21 protein-coding genes and 1 rRNA gene are annotated in these 15,525 nt (G+C 44.7%); 2 read left to right on the forward strand and 20 right to left on the reverse strand.

The genetic code is table 11. The annotated features are described in order from the left end of the window. The 3 genes from J2T16_RS27180 to J2T16_RS27190 all read right to left on the reverse strand — a co-directional run. A 16S ribosomal RNA gene (locus J2T16_RS27180) occupies nucleotides 1-84 on the reverse strand; the annotation flags it as partial. A 520-nt stretch (nucleotides 85-604) separates the two neighbouring features. Further along, the gene (locus tag J2T16_RS27185; RefSeq protein WP_499019931.1) at nucleotides 605-835 is read right to left on the reverse strand and encodes a hypothetical protein; all 231 of its coding nucleotides are present in this window, start codon (nucleotides 833-835) and stop codon (nucleotides 605-607) included. A gap of 171 nt (nucleotides 836-1,006) precedes the next feature. Beyond that, nucleotides 1,007-1,624 (reverse strand): stage II sporulation protein M, encoded by a 618-nt coding sequence (locus J2T16_RS27190; RefSeq protein ID WP_221786595.1) that lies wholly within the window; start codon nucleotides 1,622-1,624, stop codon nucleotides 1,007-1,009. A 122-nt stretch (nucleotides 1,625-1,746) separates the two neighbouring features. On the opposite strand from J2T16_RS27190, the gene pdaB reads away from it, so the two are divergent. Further along, complete coding sequence (pdaB, locus tag J2T16_RS27195; protein WP_221786593.1) at nucleotides 1,747-2,523, forward strand: polysaccharide deacetylase family sporulation protein PdaB; 777 nt, start codon at nucleotides 1,747-1,749, stop codon at nucleotides 2,521-2,523. Between the two features lie 113 nt (nucleotides 2,524-2,636). Here pdaB and J2T16_RS27200 read toward each other — a convergent pair whose 3' ends face one another. Further along, nucleotides 2,637-3,251: a KinB-signaling pathway activation protein gene (locus tag J2T16_RS27200; protein ID WP_090924655.1), complete on the reverse strand. Its 615-nt coding sequence runs from the start codon at nucleotides 3,249-3,251 to the stop codon at nucleotides 2,637-2,639. 125 nt (nucleotides 3,252-3,376) lie between these two features. On the opposite strand from J2T16_RS27200, the gene gerD reads away from it, so the two are divergent. After that, the gene (gene gerD, locus J2T16_RS27205) at nucleotides 3,377-4,129 is read left to right on the forward strand and encodes a spore germination lipoprotein GerD (protein WP_154892110.1); all 753 of its coding nucleotides are present in this window, start codon (nucleotides 3,377-3,379) and stop codon (nucleotides 4,127-4,129) included. Nucleotides 4,130-4,272: 143 nt separating this feature from the next. On the opposite strand, the gene salA is transcribed toward gerD, so the two are convergent. From salA to J2T16_RS27285, 16 genes are all read right to left on the reverse strand, one after another. Then, nucleotides 4,273-5,376, reverse strand: coding sequence for an iron-sulfur carrier protein/transcriptional regulator SalA (gene salA / locus J2T16_RS27210; RefSeq protein WP_221786591.1), 1,104 nt, complete (start codon nucleotides 5,374-5,376; stop codon nucleotides 4,273-4,275). 78 nt (nucleotides 5,377-5,454) lie between these two features. Next, entirely contained in the window at nucleotides 5,455-6,210 is a 756-nt protein-coding gene (gene cwlD / locus J2T16_RS27215) for an N-acetylmuramoyl-L-alanine amidase CwlD (protein WP_499019939.1), read from the reverse strand. Nucleotides 6,211-6,278: 68 nt separating this feature from the next. Then, nucleotides 6,279-7,448, reverse strand: coding sequence for a sulfate adenylyltransferase (gene sat, locus J2T16_RS27220; protein WP_499019942.1), 1,170 nt, complete (start codon nucleotides 7,446-7,448; stop codon nucleotides 6,279-6,281). A 115-nt stretch (nucleotides 7,449-7,563) separates the two neighbouring features. Then, complete coding sequence (locus tag J2T16_RS27225) at nucleotides 7,564-8,256, reverse strand: phosphoadenylyl-sulfate reductase (protein ID WP_499019945.1); 693 nt, start codon at nucleotides 8,254-8,256, stop codon at nucleotides 7,564-7,566. A 790-nt stretch (nucleotides 8,257-9,046) separates the two neighbouring features. After that, entirely contained in the window at nucleotides 9,047-9,439 is a 393-nt protein-coding gene (gene rpsI, locus J2T16_RS27230) for a 30S ribosomal protein S9 (RefSeq protein ID WP_090924661.1), read from the reverse strand. 19 nt (nucleotides 9,440-9,458) lie between these two features. Further along, nucleotides 9,459-9,896, reverse strand: a complete 438-nt coding sequence (gene rplM, locus J2T16_RS27235) for a 50S ribosomal protein L13 (protein WP_024633564.1) — start codon at nucleotides 9,894-9,896, stop codon at nucleotides 9,459-9,461. 205 nt (nucleotides 9,897-10,101) lie between these two features. Continuing rightward, a complete protein-coding gene (truA, locus tag J2T16_RS27240) occupies nucleotides 10,102-10,875 on the reverse strand; it encodes a tRNA pseudouridine(38-40) synthase TruA (RefSeq protein WP_090924662.1) in 774 nt (257 codons plus the stop codon). 160 nt (nucleotides 10,876-11,035) lie between these two features. After that, entirely contained in the window at nucleotides 11,036-11,401 is a 366-nt protein-coding gene (gene rplQ, locus J2T16_RS27245) for a 50S ribosomal protein L17 (protein WP_017692102.1), read from the reverse strand. A 34-nt stretch (nucleotides 11,402-11,435) separates the two neighbouring features. Continuing rightward, on the reverse strand, nucleotides 11,436-12,380 hold the full coding sequence (locus J2T16_RS27250) for a DNA-directed RNA polymerase subunit alpha (RefSeq protein ID WP_024633566.1): 945 nt from the start codon (nucleotides 12,378-12,380) through the stop codon (nucleotides 11,436-11,438). A gap of 136 nt (nucleotides 12,381-12,516) precedes the next feature. After that, on the reverse strand, nucleotides 12,517-12,912 hold the full coding sequence (gene rpsK, locus J2T16_RS27255) for a 30S ribosomal protein S11 (protein ID WP_068537278.1): 396 nt from the start codon (nucleotides 12,910-12,912) through the stop codon (nucleotides 12,517-12,519). Nucleotides 12,913-12,931: 19 nt separating this feature from the next. Beyond that, nucleotides 12,932-13,300, reverse strand: coding sequence for a 30S ribosomal protein S13 (rpsM, locus tag J2T16_RS27260; protein ID WP_056697730.1), 369 nt, complete (start codon nucleotides 13,298-13,300; stop codon nucleotides 12,932-12,934). A 20-nt stretch (nucleotides 13,301-13,320) separates the two neighbouring features. Further along, complete coding sequence (gene rpmJ / locus J2T16_RS27265) at nucleotides 13,321-13,434, reverse strand: 50S ribosomal protein L36 (protein WP_003333770.1); 114 nt, start codon at nucleotides 13,432-13,434, stop codon at nucleotides 13,321-13,323. 152 nt (nucleotides 13,435-13,586) lie between these two features. Next, on the reverse strand, nucleotides 13,587-13,802 hold the full coding sequence (gene infA, locus J2T16_RS27270; protein WP_017692098.1) for a translation initiation factor IF-1: 216 nt from the start codon (nucleotides 13,800-13,802) through the stop codon (nucleotides 13,587-13,589). Between the two features lie 3 nt (nucleotides 13,803-13,805). After that, nucleotides 13,806-14,114, reverse strand: coding sequence for a KOW domain-containing RNA-binding protein (locus J2T16_RS27275; RefSeq protein WP_154960499.1), 309 nt, complete (start codon nucleotides 14,112-14,114; stop codon nucleotides 13,806-13,808). A gap of 10 nt (nucleotides 14,115-14,124) precedes the next feature. After that, nucleotides 14,125-14,877, reverse strand: a complete 753-nt coding sequence (gene map, locus J2T16_RS27280) for a type I methionyl aminopeptidase (protein WP_336121819.1) — start codon at nucleotides 14,875-14,877, stop codon at nucleotides 14,125-14,127. 3 nt (nucleotides 14,878-14,880) lie between these two features. Beyond that, nucleotides 14,881-15,525 carry an adenylate kinase gene (locus tag J2T16_RS27285; protein WP_090924665.1) on the reverse strand — a complete coding sequence of 215 codons (645 nt, stop codon included), beginning with the start codon at nucleotides 15,523-15,525 and terminating at the stop codon, nucleotides 14,881-14,883.

Consider the following 15,525-nt stretch of genomic DNA (forward strand, 5'->3'; position numbering starts at 1 on the left):
AGCTTCTCTTCAAGTCCGCTCGACTTGCATGTATTAGGCATGCCGCCAGCGTTCGTCCTGAGCCAGGATCAAACTCTCCAATAAAGATGAATTTCACAGCGTGGTTAAACGCGGTGGAACTCATCGGGGTATTGAAAAGAGCGATAAGCTCATTTTGAATCTGACGAGATTAAAAATCTCATTTGTGTTCCAGTTTCCATACAGCCAGATGGCATGCACCAAAAACCTTCACGTCATTCTGCAAGCAGAATGTTTACTCACTCGTTGTTCAGTTTTCAAAGATCAAACATAATTTAATACTTTGTTTTTCATGTTGTCGTCGTTTCAGCGGCGACTTTTATAATGTAACACATTCACGTTTTCTTTGCAAGCATTTTTTTTACTGTTTTAGTTCATGTCTTATAAATATGCTTGTCCAATCAAACGGTTCCTTAAAAATGGAACGAAAATTAATTTACCATATAGTTTCGAAAAGGTCAACCCTATTTCGACAAATAGGTTGATCATTCCCTTTAGCAAATAGCGAATGCAATTAGAGGTGCTTCTCTATCTAGAGAGCCACACCTCTCATCATAACGTTTTAAATTATATGTTCAGCTTTATTTTATAGCTTAGTGTTTTTTAACTTACCGCCTCTTGCATACTTGGATAACTCTTTAGGCGGGGCGAACCTTGCATACATACGGAATACTGTTTTATACCGACTCGCTATAGCATATTTAATCTCTTGGTCAAGACGATGGTCACTTAGATCGAACAGCATTTCATCCAACTCTTTGCGTAATACATAGTCCAGTTCCTTGCATTCTTTCTCGTTAAATAGCATACCCAGCATTAAGAGTTCTCCTTTTTGTGCATAGCCTCTATAGTCACACTCGTCTTTCAGCATCTTCTTTTGTTGAACATATCTCTTTTTTGTCTGCACTGCTGAAACCCGTTTTATTGTTATGGTCAAATTACTGGGAATTTATGAATGCTGGGTATCACAAAATTTGCACAAATAATTTTAACCTCTCACAAGTGCATATGTGAGCGTGCTCTCAATAACCGCTGCAACGAGAAGCAAGATGACTACCCAAAAGCTTGCCGTTAACGTCATATTCATAAACTCTTTCCACCGAGATCCGATCATTGCCCGTTTGTCGCCTCCCAATTGCGCCAGACTCCGCACAACCAAACCGCCGAACCTCAATCCAAATGCACAGGCAATAATAATTACCGGGATTTCGATAATGCCATGTGGAAGAAGCCCCTTCACGACAATATCAAAAAAGCTTGCCCCATAATTCATCGTGGTGTGAACAACAAAGCCAAGCACCATCCCGTTGATTAGCAGAAAGATAATTGGCAAGATTCCGAAGAAAATACCTGCATAGATAACCAATACACTTTTAATGGCATTATTGAAAAAGATAAGCAAGAAGAAATTCCACTGCACATTTCCTCCTTGCTCCAACTGCTGACTGATTTGGCGAAGCCCTTCAATCTGCCCTAACAGTAACTCTTCTAAGGGGCCAGTACTCACCCACCCTGCTCCTATACCCACAGCGAACAACAAAAATGACCAGATTAATGCTCCTCTAATCTTACCCATATCTCTTATAAATGTACTGAATTTTAACATAACAACCTCCTGTAAACCGAAATGATGGACAAACAAAGATGTAAAACGAATAACTGGACGGTACGAGCATACATTGAGAAGTAAACAAGCATTTCTTTATTGGGAGAGGGGCGCTTAGCGAAATGAACTCGTTCTATGTATTCAACGGCAAAAAGATCAAACGTAATCTGATTGTGCTCGTTGCTGCCATTTTTGCGATTGGTATTATTTATTTGGAAAGTGGCAACGTGTCAGTGTTCTCGGAAGAAGCACCTTCCGCCGTCTACAGTGTACCGACTGACAAGAAGGTCATTGCACTTACCTTTGACATTAGCTGGGGTGATAAACGAACCGAACCGATTCTTAAAGTTCTTCAGGAGAATAAAGTGCAGAAGGCCACATTCTTTCTCTCCTCACCCTGGAGCAAAACCCATCCAGAGATTGTGACTGCCATCAAAGATGCAGGCTATGAGATCGGTAGTCATGGACATCGGCACGAGAACTATACTAGCCTGACCGAAGAGCAGATCCGCAAGGAGATTTCGACAGCTCACAGCATTTTAACCGATTTAACGGGAAAAGAACCCAATTTGCTACGATTGCCAAACGGAGATTTTGATAAACGCGTGCTTCAGGTTGCGAATAGTCTAAACTATCAAGTTGTACAATGGGATACAGATTCTCTGGATTGGAAAAACCCCGGAGTACAGACAATCGTTGATCGTGTCGTCAGCAAAGCACATCCTGGTGACATTGTCCTGTTGCATGCCAGCGACTCATCGAAACAAACCCATGAAGCACTTCCGGCCATCATCGATAAATTAAAAAATCAGGGCTATGAATTCGTCACCGTATCTGAACTCCTCAACCATTCAAGTGTAGAGGGTAAGGAAGTACGCGATCAAGCCAGCGGCCAATAATACGCAAACAGTTGAAAAAGAGCTAACACAGTTAGCTCTTTTTGTATTTTTCATCGTTATGAAAACCTTATTCATGTGTATGACCCTTCAACTCTTTTATGCCCAACATTCGTTCAACGACTCGGAGCAGGATTCACAGCCGCTTCTTTTGAGCTATCGACCAGCTTGTGCAGGATCAGCATCTGATATGCATTACATAACAGCAAAGGGATCACAATAAAGATGGTGGCTGCATTAACGTCAATACGCAGTACACCAATCGTTTCCACTGCAGTCACAGCGATCATGAAAAAGAGCGTTGGTACTAGCGCAGAGATATGTGTCTGTTTCACTTTCACGTAAGCGGTAACAATTGCAGCCGCCAAAATGATCAGTCCCAGCACAATGTCCGAGATACGCTCTCGTCCTCCTCCGACAAATAAACGCAAGAACATGATGTCCAGCAAAGCTAGCACAGTCAGCACAACCTGCACAATCTGCCATCCGCGTCTTGGGAATACACCCTTGCCCATATAATTCAAGATGAGATATGCAAAGAAACCCATTTGTGAATATACGCTAATCATCACTCCGGAGCCAAACAGAATTAGTAGATACAGCATAAAATCAGCAATACCATTCATTTTTTCTCCGTTTACCAACATCATAATCAATCCTGTACCTAATGCTCCCGCGGCGCCAATAAGCAAGGCTGTCCAAAATAGGAAAAACCATCTACGCAAATTCAAATGTTTTCCACCCCCGAGTGTTTATTTTACCAACCTTCACAGCAAAAAACCATCATTGCTCAACATATTTCCCCCTTTCCCATCACATACTACATCCAGTATCTAATCAAGGAGGGATTGTACACATGAAACGGCCTATATGGCAGCTATGCTACGTTGTATTGGGGCTATCCGTCATGCTCGCCGGCTGCGGTTCAGATCAGAGTTCTTCGCCTCCTCAGGGCAGTTATAAAGAGATGAAAACGATGGTCGTAGATATTTTGAAAAGTGATGAAGGCAAAAAGGCTGTTGAAGAGGCTCTAACGGGTCAAAGCTCCTCTGGCGGCGGTGGAGGCGGTGGGTCAGAAGAAGGCGGGAGCTCTGGTGGTGGATCGGGAACGGTGGGAATGAAAATGTTAATGCCAATGCAATCTTCGGAACAAATACGTATTGCCGTCAAAGATACCATAACCGCTCCTGAATACCAGAAGGAATTCGAGAAAATCATGACCGATCCGCAGTTTGCTGGTGAATTCGCCAAAGCGATCAACGGACAAAGCAAACAACTGCATATGCAACTGATCAAAGATCCGACGTATCAGAAGTCGATTGGGGATATCATGAAATCTCCTGAAGTATCCAAGATGTTCATGGATATGACCAAAACCCCGGAATACCGAAAACAAACGATGACCGTTATGCAGGAAGTGATGCAAAATCCTTTGTTTCGTATGGAAGTTCTTACTTTGCTGAAAAAAGTGGTACAAGAAGAACTCCAGCCTAAAACGGAAAGCGGTGGCGGGCAAAAGGGGCAGGAGTCCGGTGGTCAGGACGGGGGAGATGGTGGCAATGGTGATTCTGGAGGTGGAGACTCTGGTGGTGGCGGTGGAAGTTCATAGAACTGCAACGATGATCCAGGTTCTGCAAGAAGAGAAACGTTGATAAGCTTCAATTTCCAAAGTAGAGATCATGTGAAAAGCCTGCATCCAAAGGACGCAGGCTTTATTTATAAGCACATTAAATTTTAATCACATAAAAAATCTCATTCAAACTTGGACTCGATCGACTTGGCAACCTCGTCATATATAGCCCCTATTGTTGTTTCTCCCTTATACACAGACGGTGAGAAATCCGGCTCAGAAGGATGGTTATCTGGAGCACCTAATGGAATCTGGGCAAGCAGTACCGTGTGCAAGCTTTCGGCAAGACGTCCGCCCCCTCCACGACCAAAGACATACTCTTTCTCCCCACATTTACCACATTCGTAGTACGCCATGTTCTCAACCACACCTAACAGCTCATGTTCCGTTTGAATGGCCATCGCTCCGGCACGCGCCGCTACAAAGGCTGCAGTGGCATGTGGAGTCGTTACAATGATCTCTTTGCTCTGTGGCAACATCTGATGCACATCAAGCGCAACATCTCCGGTGCCCGGTGGCAGATCCAGCAACATGTAATCCAGTTCGCCCCACTGAACATCGGTGAAGAACTGACGTAACATCCGGCCAAGCATTGGGCCACGCCAGATCACGGGGTTATTTTCCCGAATGAAGAAACCCATAGACATCACTTTGACGCCAAAACGTTCGACTGGTTGAATCACACCGTCCTCAACGACAGGGTATTCCTCAATCCCCATCATATCCGGCACACTGAAACCATAAATATCAGCATCAATGAGACCGACTTTCTTCCCTTGACGAGCCAGGGCTACAGCCAGGTTAACGGTGACCGTTGATTTCCCCACGCCGCCTTTACCACTAGCTATGGCAATAAAACGAACTCCAGACTCAGGGCTTAACAGCTCATGTCCATCGAGACCAGCCGCATGACCTTTTACAAGCACTTCATCCTGATCTTGCTCTTGCTGCACTTGTCCCAGGTTAAGGCTCTGACGGTCATGCTCTGACGCTACCCGTGTGCGGATATGCACATCCTTCACTCCATGCTGGGAAAGCAGGTTACGTGCAGCATCCGTTAAAGCGGTTGCATCTTCTGGCCGATTCTCCAGTGTCACCATGCTTAAGGCCACATGGTGTTCTTTCACCATAATGTCACGAATCCATCCCAGTTCCACTAAGCTTTGTCCTAGCTGCGGTTCCTGTAATGGCTGTAAAAGTTCAAGTATCTGTTCTTTTGATAACATCAGACAGCACCTCGGTTTTATCTATTGGCATGTGTTAGGTATGCTGTTCCAATTATAGCACTACCTCTCTTCTTATGACTAACTTTTCGGACGTTCACCTGAAGCATATCGGAGAATACCGTTATAAATAGATGCGGCTACTTTGCGTTGGTACGTTTCTTCAGCGAGCAGACGGGCCTCTTCCGGATGAGACAAGAAGCCGACCTCAACAAGTGCTGACGGGATTTTCAGAGCCTGAAGCAGATAAACGGTACTCACCGTTTTCGCTATACGATCTGTATTTTCCAGATTCCGAATCATTTCGGCTTGTAGCAGATTTGCAAGACCTTCGTTATCAGGATGATTAGGCGTGTAAAAGACTTGTGCACCGCTCCACCGATTAGATGGCACACTGTTCATGTGAATGCTGATAAATAAATCAGCTTGTTTATCTTCAATCTGTCTTACTCTCTGTTTGAGATCCTCTGTCTTACGTCTGGAGTACCCTCTCGTTCCCTCGTCGGCCAAATCCTTATCGATTTCACGAGTCATCACAACAAGAGCTCCTGCCTGTTGCAGATAGTCTCTAACATACAGCGCAATGGACAGATTGATATCCTTCTCAATAACTCCCTGCCTACTCACGGCTCCCCCATCTGGTCCGCCATGACCTGCATCAATAGCGATCACCTTGCCAGCCAGAGGCAAACTCCAATATCCTGACGTTTTGGCCGAGGGCATCTCATACGAAACAACCGCTACAAACATAGCCAACAAACATAGGCTCAGCATAACCCTCTTCAATGTTTTTAACCGAACCCAGACTACCAGATGTTTCCCCATGTTTTTGCGCATAAAAAAACCACCTCGTCCCTATAAATGACTCTAATCATCTATATGGGACAAGATGGACAAATATACCCTTAGGAATGGACTTGCTCTGCCATACCCTCAATCAACACCTCAGCAACCTCAGGACGTGTAAATTCTGGCGGTGGACATTCACCATTACGCAACAATCCACGTACCTTGGTTCCCGACAAAGTCATATGATGTTCCTTGTCATGAGGGCAGGTTTTGCTGGAAGCCATATTTCCGCATTTGGTACAGAAGAAACTGTGCTCAAAGAACAGTGGTGTAATGCCCAATTCCTCAGCCATAAAATTAGAGAAGATCTCTTGTGCTTCATAGGTTCCGTAATAATCACCTACACCCGCATGATCACGCCCTACGATAAAGTGGGTGCACCCATAATTTTTACGTACCATGGCATGAAAAATGGCTTCACGAGGTCCCGCATACCGCATTGCAGCCGGGAATACACCCAGAAACGCACGATCCGCCGGATAATAGTTCTCCAGCAGTACCAGATAACTCTTCATGCGCACATTCGCTGGAACATCATCAGACTTAGTCTCACCTACAAGTGGATTCAAGAAAAGTGCATCAACGATTTCCATTGCACTTTTCTGGATATACTCATGTGCCCGGTGGACAGGATTACGTGTCTGAAAACCAACAACGGTTCTCCATCCTTTATCCTGGAAAATCTTACGTGTCTGAGCCGGGTCATAATAGAAATCTTCAAACTTGGCCGGTTTCGGACGGTTCAACACTCGAATTGGACCTCCTACATATGTTGAAGGACGCTCCAGCAGCTTTTTCACACCAGGGTGCTCAGGATCATCGGTTTTGAAAACTCGACCAGCTTCCTCTGCCTGATCCACCTTATAGATGCTTTGAACCTCGAGCAGACCGTACGTTACTCCATCCGCTTCACCAACAAGAGCTACAGTTTCACCTTTACGAAGTGAATCAGCCTGTTGATCATTTACAGCCAGTGTAATCGGTATGCTCCATACTGTGCCATCTGCCAAACGCATTCGGGATACGACAGACAGATAATCTTCCTCATTCATAAAGCCTTGAAGCGGTGAAAACGCACCTACACCAATCAAATCCAAATCTGAGATCGTCCAGGTGTTAATCTGCAATGAGTTCAGGTTTTTGCTTTCCTGCAATAATTGCTCACGTTCTTCTCCTTGTACGATACGCTGCACCAGCGTACCTCCATGAGGCAGAATCGAAGTCATCTTGTCAGCTCCTTATTAAAACATCCGATATTTTGATGAAAACTGCATTATCATTCTAAAATGGTGTAAATGAAAAAGAAATTTGCCCTATCATGCCACTACTCTATTAATCAGCTTATTTGTGCAATCCGCACTCCGTTTTATCATTGCCGGACCAGCGCCCTGCACGAGGATCTTCCCCAGGCATAACTTGACGTGTGCAATGCTCGCACCCGATGCTCGGGTAATTTTGATCATGCAGCGGGTTATATGTCACGTTATTAGCACGAATGTATTCCCACACATCCTCACTCGTCCAATGTGCAATCGGGTTAAATTTCATGAGTCCAAACTTAGTATCATATTCAACCTTCTTGGAGTTTGCACGCGTTGGTGCCTGATCTCTGCGAATCCCCGTAATCCATGCATCATACTGCGAAAGAATACGTGTCAGAGGTTCCACCTTACGAATGTTACAACAAGCATTAGGATCGGATTTCCATAATTCTTCCCCATGCTTAGCAGCTTGTTCTTCTGGTGTGATTTTTGGCGATACTTTTACAAACTCAAGGTTGTACTTTTCTTGCATCCGATCACGCGTATCATATGTTTCCTGAAAATGAAAATCTGTATCCAGATAAAAAACATCAGTAGATGGGCTAATTTTTTGCAACATATCTACAAGTACAACATCTTCTGCACCGAAGCTGCATGCAAATGTGATATTAGGAAATGTTTCAACCGCATAGCGAATAATATCTTCCGGGCTTGCGTGCTCCAGTTCCTCTGCTTTTGTACGAGCCAGTTCTTCCTTTTCTAACAAGTTCATTGTTCAATTTCCCCCATTCATGATCTCAAAACCACAAAAGCCGACTAATCTAATATGAATTATGTATAGTATAAATCTTTCACTCGCGATGTCAATGCCTGCCATCTGGTAAATTACATCAATTCTACTCACAAAAAAACAACATAACAACGCTCACCTTTTAGTGCTTATTAGGCTTCTAGATGAAATGTAGGTAAAACTATACAAAAATCTTATAAACATAACTTTCAAGTGCTTGAGACCCTAAAGAGAAAAAAACGTTGCTATTGTTGGATTTTTGGGATGAAGGAAGAAATATTTTTCATCATTAGAGAGCGTATCCTGTCAGAAGACCATCCTCATTTGGGGAATATTGAGAGCCCGAGTCTGCAACTCCGTCAAATAACAAAAGTAAGGACCCTTTATCGTATTCATAAAAAAGACTGATATCTGAGACATGAGAAAAAATGATATTGATTGGGAGTAGTAGTATGGCTATATACGGTTAAGATTTGAGCTAACCATAGTTAGGTTTATAACGTGGATCATGCCAAGAAGGGGCATGGCGGATGGACATTGATTAATCAGTCTGAATTCATTTGGATTAAGAAGGTTAATTTAGATATGAATCAGATCAAAATTCAAGGATATACAAAACTAATGTTACAGCTAATCTCTTGTAACCTCGTTTTTCTCTCAATGGGAATCATGTTGCTATTACGTTAACGTTAGAATATTCAAATTAGGCATAGCCTATTAGTAGATAAAACACAAAAAAGTCCCTGGCCGAAGCCAAGGACTTTGAAAAATCTTAACGTTTGGAGAACTGAGGTGCGCGACGAGCCGCTTTAAGACCGTATTTTTTACGTTCTTTCATACGTGGGTCACGAGTCAGGAATCCTGCTTTTTTCAGGGATGCACGGTATTCTGGATCTGCTTTGAGCAGAGCGCGGGAGATACCGTGACGGATCGCACCGGCTTGACCGGAGATTCCGCCACCATGAGCGATAACCAAAACGTCATAGTTAGTGAGCGTTTCTGTCAAAGTCAGTGGTTGTTTTACGATCAGTTTGAGTGTTTCCAAACCAAAGTATTCATTAATATCACGTTTATTGATGACAATGCGTCCTTCACCCGGTACAAGGCGAACACGTGCTACCGAATGTTTACGACGACCTGTCCCATAGTATTGTACTTGTGCCATGAAACTGTCCTCCTTTTAATTAACCGCGAAGTTCGTAAACTTCTGGTTTTTGTGCTGCGTGTGGATGCTCAGTGCCTCTGTACGCTTTAAGTCTCAGCTTCATTTTCTCGCCCATGCGAGTTTTAGGAAGCATACCGCGAACAGCCAATTCCAACATACGTTCAGGTTTGTTTTTAACCATCTCTTCTGCAGTAGTTACTTTCAAACCACCTGGGTGCATCGAGTGACGGTAGTATTTTTTACCTTGCATTTTTTTACCAGTCAATACAATTTTCTCTGCATTGATGATAACAACGAAATCGCCAGTGTCCACATGTGGAGTGAATTGTGGCTTATGTTTGCCGCGGATCAAAGCAGCTGCTTCGCTCGCCAAACGTCCGAGGGTTTTGCCTTCAGCATCAATGATGTGCCATTGGCGCTCAACTTCGTTAGGCTTCGCCATGTACGTAGTACGCATGAAAAGTTCCTCCTTAAATGTTCAAAATCATCATTTTTCATTTATCTTCGTTCGTTAAGTGATAACTTTAGGTGTTGATGGATAGTTGTTGCGATGTGAACATCTTAATTGGGGCTGTGGGAAAGCCATTAAGAAAACACAACTTTTATATTACATGATAGGAGACTAATTCGCAAGTATTATTTAAGCTTTTTACTCACCAAATTTAATCTTTTTTGTATTCAAGATCCCAGAGCATTAAACCACAACTAACTGCAGTTGGTCCCGCAGCAGAACGGTTGCATGCAGCAATCATATCCGGCACATCAGAGGCTTTCCGTTTACCCTCTCCGACCTCCAGCAGTGTCCCTACAATGATACGCACCATATGTTGCAAAAAGCCGTTACCACTCACATAAATGTGAATGACACCCTGATCGCGAGGATGGTCCCTGCACATTGAACGGTCCACTTCTATCCATGCTTCGTATACCGAACGCACATGATTCTCTTTCTGAGACTTGCGTGAAGCAAAGGAAGTAAAGTCATATGTGCCTATGAAATGACGCAGGCCCTCTTCCATCGCAGTGATGTCCAGCTTGGCATGATGATGATGCTGCAGTCTTCTGTTAAAGACATCCGGGAATTGGTTTGCATTGACCGTATATCGATAGGTTTTCTTTTTCGCTGCATAACGAGAATGAAAATCTAGCGGTACCTCCATTGCATCAATAACAACAATGTCAGATGGCAATCTGGAGTTGAGTGCAATACACCAACGTTCCACCGGAATCTGGGACGCTGTAGGAAAATTGAAGATTTGTCTGCGGGCATGAACGCCTGCATCCGTTCGGCCTGACCCCGTGATTTTCACCGTCTCACCAGTCAACGCACGAATAGCATCCTCAAGGTGGTCCTGAATGGTATTACCTCCTGGCTGTACTTGAAAGCCGTAGTAGGCCGTTCCATCATAAGTTACCGTCATACATAAGTTGCGCATATTACCACACCTTTGTTCCATACTATACATAACCCTATCCCGAACAGCAAAAGAAGCCCCTTACGGAGCTTCATTTACAGCACGAATTCCGAAATGAAGAGAAAAAAAGGGTTGATCCAGAATCTTGGACTCTGTCCCCTTTCCTCATCTCACATCTGTATTACGCGCGGTCTACCAGTTCCAAGTAAACCATAGGCGCTGCGTCACCACGACGAGGTCCCAGTTTCAGGATACGTGTGTATCCGCCTGGACGCTCAGCGTAACGACCGGACAATTCGCTAAACAGTTTTTGGATTGCATCTTGCTCACCATCGATAGTTTCGCGGCGAACATATGCTGCCACTTGGCGACGGGCATGAAGATCTCCCTTTTTCGCTTTAGTGATCAGTTTTTCAGCAATAGAGCGAACCTCTTTTGCTTTCGCTTCAGTTGTCTGAATGCGCTCGTATAAGAACAGGTCGGTTACCAGGTCACGGAACAAAGCTTTACGTGCGCTGGAATTACGGCCCAACTTTTGGTATGCCATTGTTTTCCCTCCTTCACTTCAAGCACTCAGCTGTCTATTCTTCTGTACGTAGTCCCAAACCCAGTTCCTCAAGCTTCTCTTGAACTTCTTCCAAAGACTTGCGTCCGAGGTTACGGACTTTCATCATGTCTTCTTCCGTTTTCGTAGTCAGCTCTTGTACGGTATTAATACCAGCACGTTTGAGGCAGTTGTAGGAACGAACAGAGAGATCCAGCTCTTCGATCGTCATTTCGAGTACTTTTTCTTTTTTGTCTTCTTCTTTTTCAACCATGATCTCTGCATCCTTCGCTTCGTCTGTAAGACCCACGAAGAGCATGAGATGCTCGGTCAAAATTTTAGCGCCAAGGCTTACAGCCTCTTCAGGACGAATACTTCCGTCAGTCCAAACTTCCAACGTGAGCTTGTCATAGTTGGTTACTTGGCCTACACGCGTATTTTCCACAGCGTAGTTTACGCGGCTGATCGGGGTGAAGATGGAATCGACAGGGATGACGCCGATCGGCTGGTCATCGCGTTTATTCCGATCTGCCTGGACGTAGCCGCGACCGCGATTGGCAAAAATACGCATGTGAAGTCTCGAACCTGGTCCAAGCGTAGCAATGTGAAGATCCGGGTTAAGGATTTCTACATCGGAATCAGCACGAATGTCTCCAGCCGTGATTGCTCCTTCGCCTTCAGCATCAATCTCGAGCACTTTCTCCTCGTCAGAATGAATTTTGAGCGACAAAGCTTTCAGGTTAAGGATAATCTCTGTAACATCTTCCATTACGCCAGGAACTGTAGCAAATTCATGCAGAACGCCATCGATTTGAACCGAAGACACTGCCGCACCCGGCAGTGATGAGAGCAGGATTCGGCGAAGCGAGTTTCCAAGCGTCGTACCGTATCCGCGCTCCAGCGGTTCTACTACGAATTTCCCATAGGTGCCATCATCGTTGACGTCTACCGTCTCAATTTTCGGCTTTTCGATTTCTATCACTGCAATACCCCTCCTTCAAAACGTCGGTCCTCTATGAAACATTTACCTTCTCTTGCGAAAACATGTAGTAGTATGCCTAAACAACCATTATTAGCAGATTGTGCCGGAAGTATACCACACGCAGGGGCAAATCTCATTAGACACGACGACGTTTTGGAGGACGGCATCCGTTATGCGGGACTGGAGTTACGTCTTTGATCAGGTTAACTTCAAGACCAGCAGCTTGCAAAGAGCGGATCGCTGCTTCACGGCCTGCGCCTGGTCCTTTAACCATAACCTCAACGGATTTCATCCCATGTTCCATTGCAGCTTTGGCAGCAGTCTCAGCAGCCATTTGTGCAGCAAACGGAGTCGATTTACGGGAACCTCTGAATCCGAGGCCGCCGGAGCTTGCCCACGAAATCGCGTTTCCGTGAGGATCCGTAATAGTAACGATAGTGTTATTGAAAGTGGAACGGATATGTGCCACGCCAGATTCAATATTTTTACGGTCACGACGTTTAGTACGTACGACTTTTTTCGGTTTAGCCATTTTCTCTTATCCCCCCTTATTATTTCTTCTTGTTCGCTACAGTACGACGAGGACCTTTACGAGTACGAGCATTCGTTTTCGTACGTTGTCCACGAACAGGCAGACCACGACGATGACGAACTCCACGGTAACAACCGATCTCCGTCAAACGTTTAATATTCAAAGAGATTTCACGACGCAGGTCACCTTCAACTTTGACCTCTTTGTCGATACTTTCACGCAATTTGCTGACTTCATCTTCCGTCAAATCACGAACACGAGTGTTCTGATTGATGCCTGTAGAGCTCAGAATTTTCTGGGAAGTCGTTTTACCGATTCCGAAAATATAAGTCAAGGCGATCTCAACGCGCTTATCACGTGGCAAATCCACACCAGCTATACGTGCCATTTTACGCTACACCCCCTTCATTAACCTTGTTTTTGTTTGTGTTTTGGATTTTCACAGATAACCATTACATTCCCTTTGCGGCGAATGACTTTGCATTTTTCGCAAATCGGCTTGACCGAAGGTCTTACCTTCATGTGAATTACCTCCTCAAAGTTCTGCTTAGCAAAACCCTCTTCGTAAGCATTGACCTTGTTCTACTATTGTAGAACCGGCTTCGAAGCTTTCGCAAGTTTTGCCGGGCAAAACCCGCTTCATAAGCTTCACAGTTCATTGCAACTGTCTACTACTATTTACGGTAAGTTATACGACCTTTTGTTAGATCATAAGGCGATAACTGAACAACTACTTTGTCTCCAGTCAGGATACGGATGAAGTGCATCCGTAATTTCCCGGAAACGTGAGCGAGAATTTGATGACCATTCTCAAGCTCAACCTTGAACGTTGCATTCGGCAGCGGTTCAAGAACCGTGCCTTCCACTTCAATGACATCTTCCTTGGCCATTAGTCAGTCTCCTTTCTCTTCAGCTTGAATGTTGGTGGATTCCAGAAACGAATGAACCGCATAGCGGAGCTTTCCGTTTGTCACCCGACCACTCTCGTTTAAACTGTTTACAACCTCACTGCTAATCATCGGTTGAAGTTCAAGATGAAGAATATTCTTCTTCTTGGGTTGGTCAAACTTTCGTTTGTCTCCATCCGCGATATATACGAACCTATTGTCCTCTATAGCAACAATTACTGCGGCTTGGTCCGCATTGCGGCCTTTACGGATCTTCACAATTTGACCGAGCTGCGGATTCGACGGATTGTTCATGCCTAATCACCTACGCATTCAGTTTTGTGAAAATTTCCATACCTTCAGGTGTAACTGCTACGGTGTGTTCAAAGTGGGCACATAACGATCCATCAACTGTAACGACAGTCCAGTTATCTTCCAACGTTTTGACATACCGTCTGCCTGCGTTAACCATTGGCTCAATAGCTAGCACCATACCAGCCTTTAACCTTGGTCCACGATCAGGAAGACCATAGTTCGGAATCGATGGTTCCTCGTGCAGATTCGCTCCAATGCCGTGACCGACATATTCACGAACGACGGAAAACCCTTCATCTTCGATATATTTCTGAATTGCATGAGATATTGTAAACAAGCGAACGTCTGGTTTTACCAGCGCTAGTCCTGCGTATAATGAAGCCTCGGTAACGTCCAGAAGACGACGAGCTTCTTCGGAAATACGGCCAACTGGATAGGTCCAGGCAGAATCTCCATGATACCCCTGGTACTGCGCGCCAATGTCAAACGTAACGATATCGCCCTCGTTCAACTTGCGTTTGCCGGGAAATCCATGTACCAACTCTTCATTCACTGAAGCGCACACACTGGCAGGGAAACCGTTATAACCTTTGAAAGACGGCACAGCTCCTTGACTGCGAATAAATTGATCAGCCATATGGTCAAGTTCACCAGTCGTAATACCGGGAACAATGTGTTCTTCCAAGAGACGATGCGTTTCCGCAACAATTCTCCCAGCTTCCCTCATCAAACCCAGTTCCGTTTCGGACTTACCAATGATCATCAATTAACCTCTCAACAAGGACACGATTTCTTGAGAAACTTGATCGATATCCTGTTCTCCGTCGATTTGACGAAGAAGGCCTTTAGTTTCGTAGAACGTGAGGAGTGGTGCTGTTTTGTTGATATATTCGTCCAAACGAGTGCCTACGCTCTCTTCGTTATCATCAGAGCGTTGGTACAACTCGCCGCCGCATTTATCACAGATACCATCCTGCTTTGGTGGATTAAATACGACATGATAAGTCGAACCACAGTTTTTACAAATACGACGACCCGTCAAACGAGCCAGCAATTTGTTGCGATCCACTTTCAGGTTGATCACATGATCAAGACCTGAGTTCAGTCGTTCCAGGATGCCATCCAGCGCTTCTGCCTGAGACAGGGTTCTTGGAAAACCATCCAAGAGGAAACCTTCTCTGCAGTCCGACTGTTGCAATCGTTCTTCAACGATGCCAATGGTAACATCATCTGGTACAAGTAATCCTTGATCCATATATTCCTTGGCTTTCAGGCCAATGGGAGTTCCCTGTTTAATCGCAAGACGAAATGCATCGCCTGTTGAAATATGGGGAATACCGAACTCTTTCACAATGACGTCTGCTTGCGTACCTTTTCCTGCCCCCGGAGGGCCCATGAATAGGATGTTCAC

This window comes from Paenibacillus intestini, assembly GCF_030803945.1.
GTDB classification, from domain to species: domain Bacteria; phylum Bacillota; class Bacilli; order Paenibacillales; family Paenibacillaceae; genus Paenibacillus; species Paenibacillus polysaccharolyticus.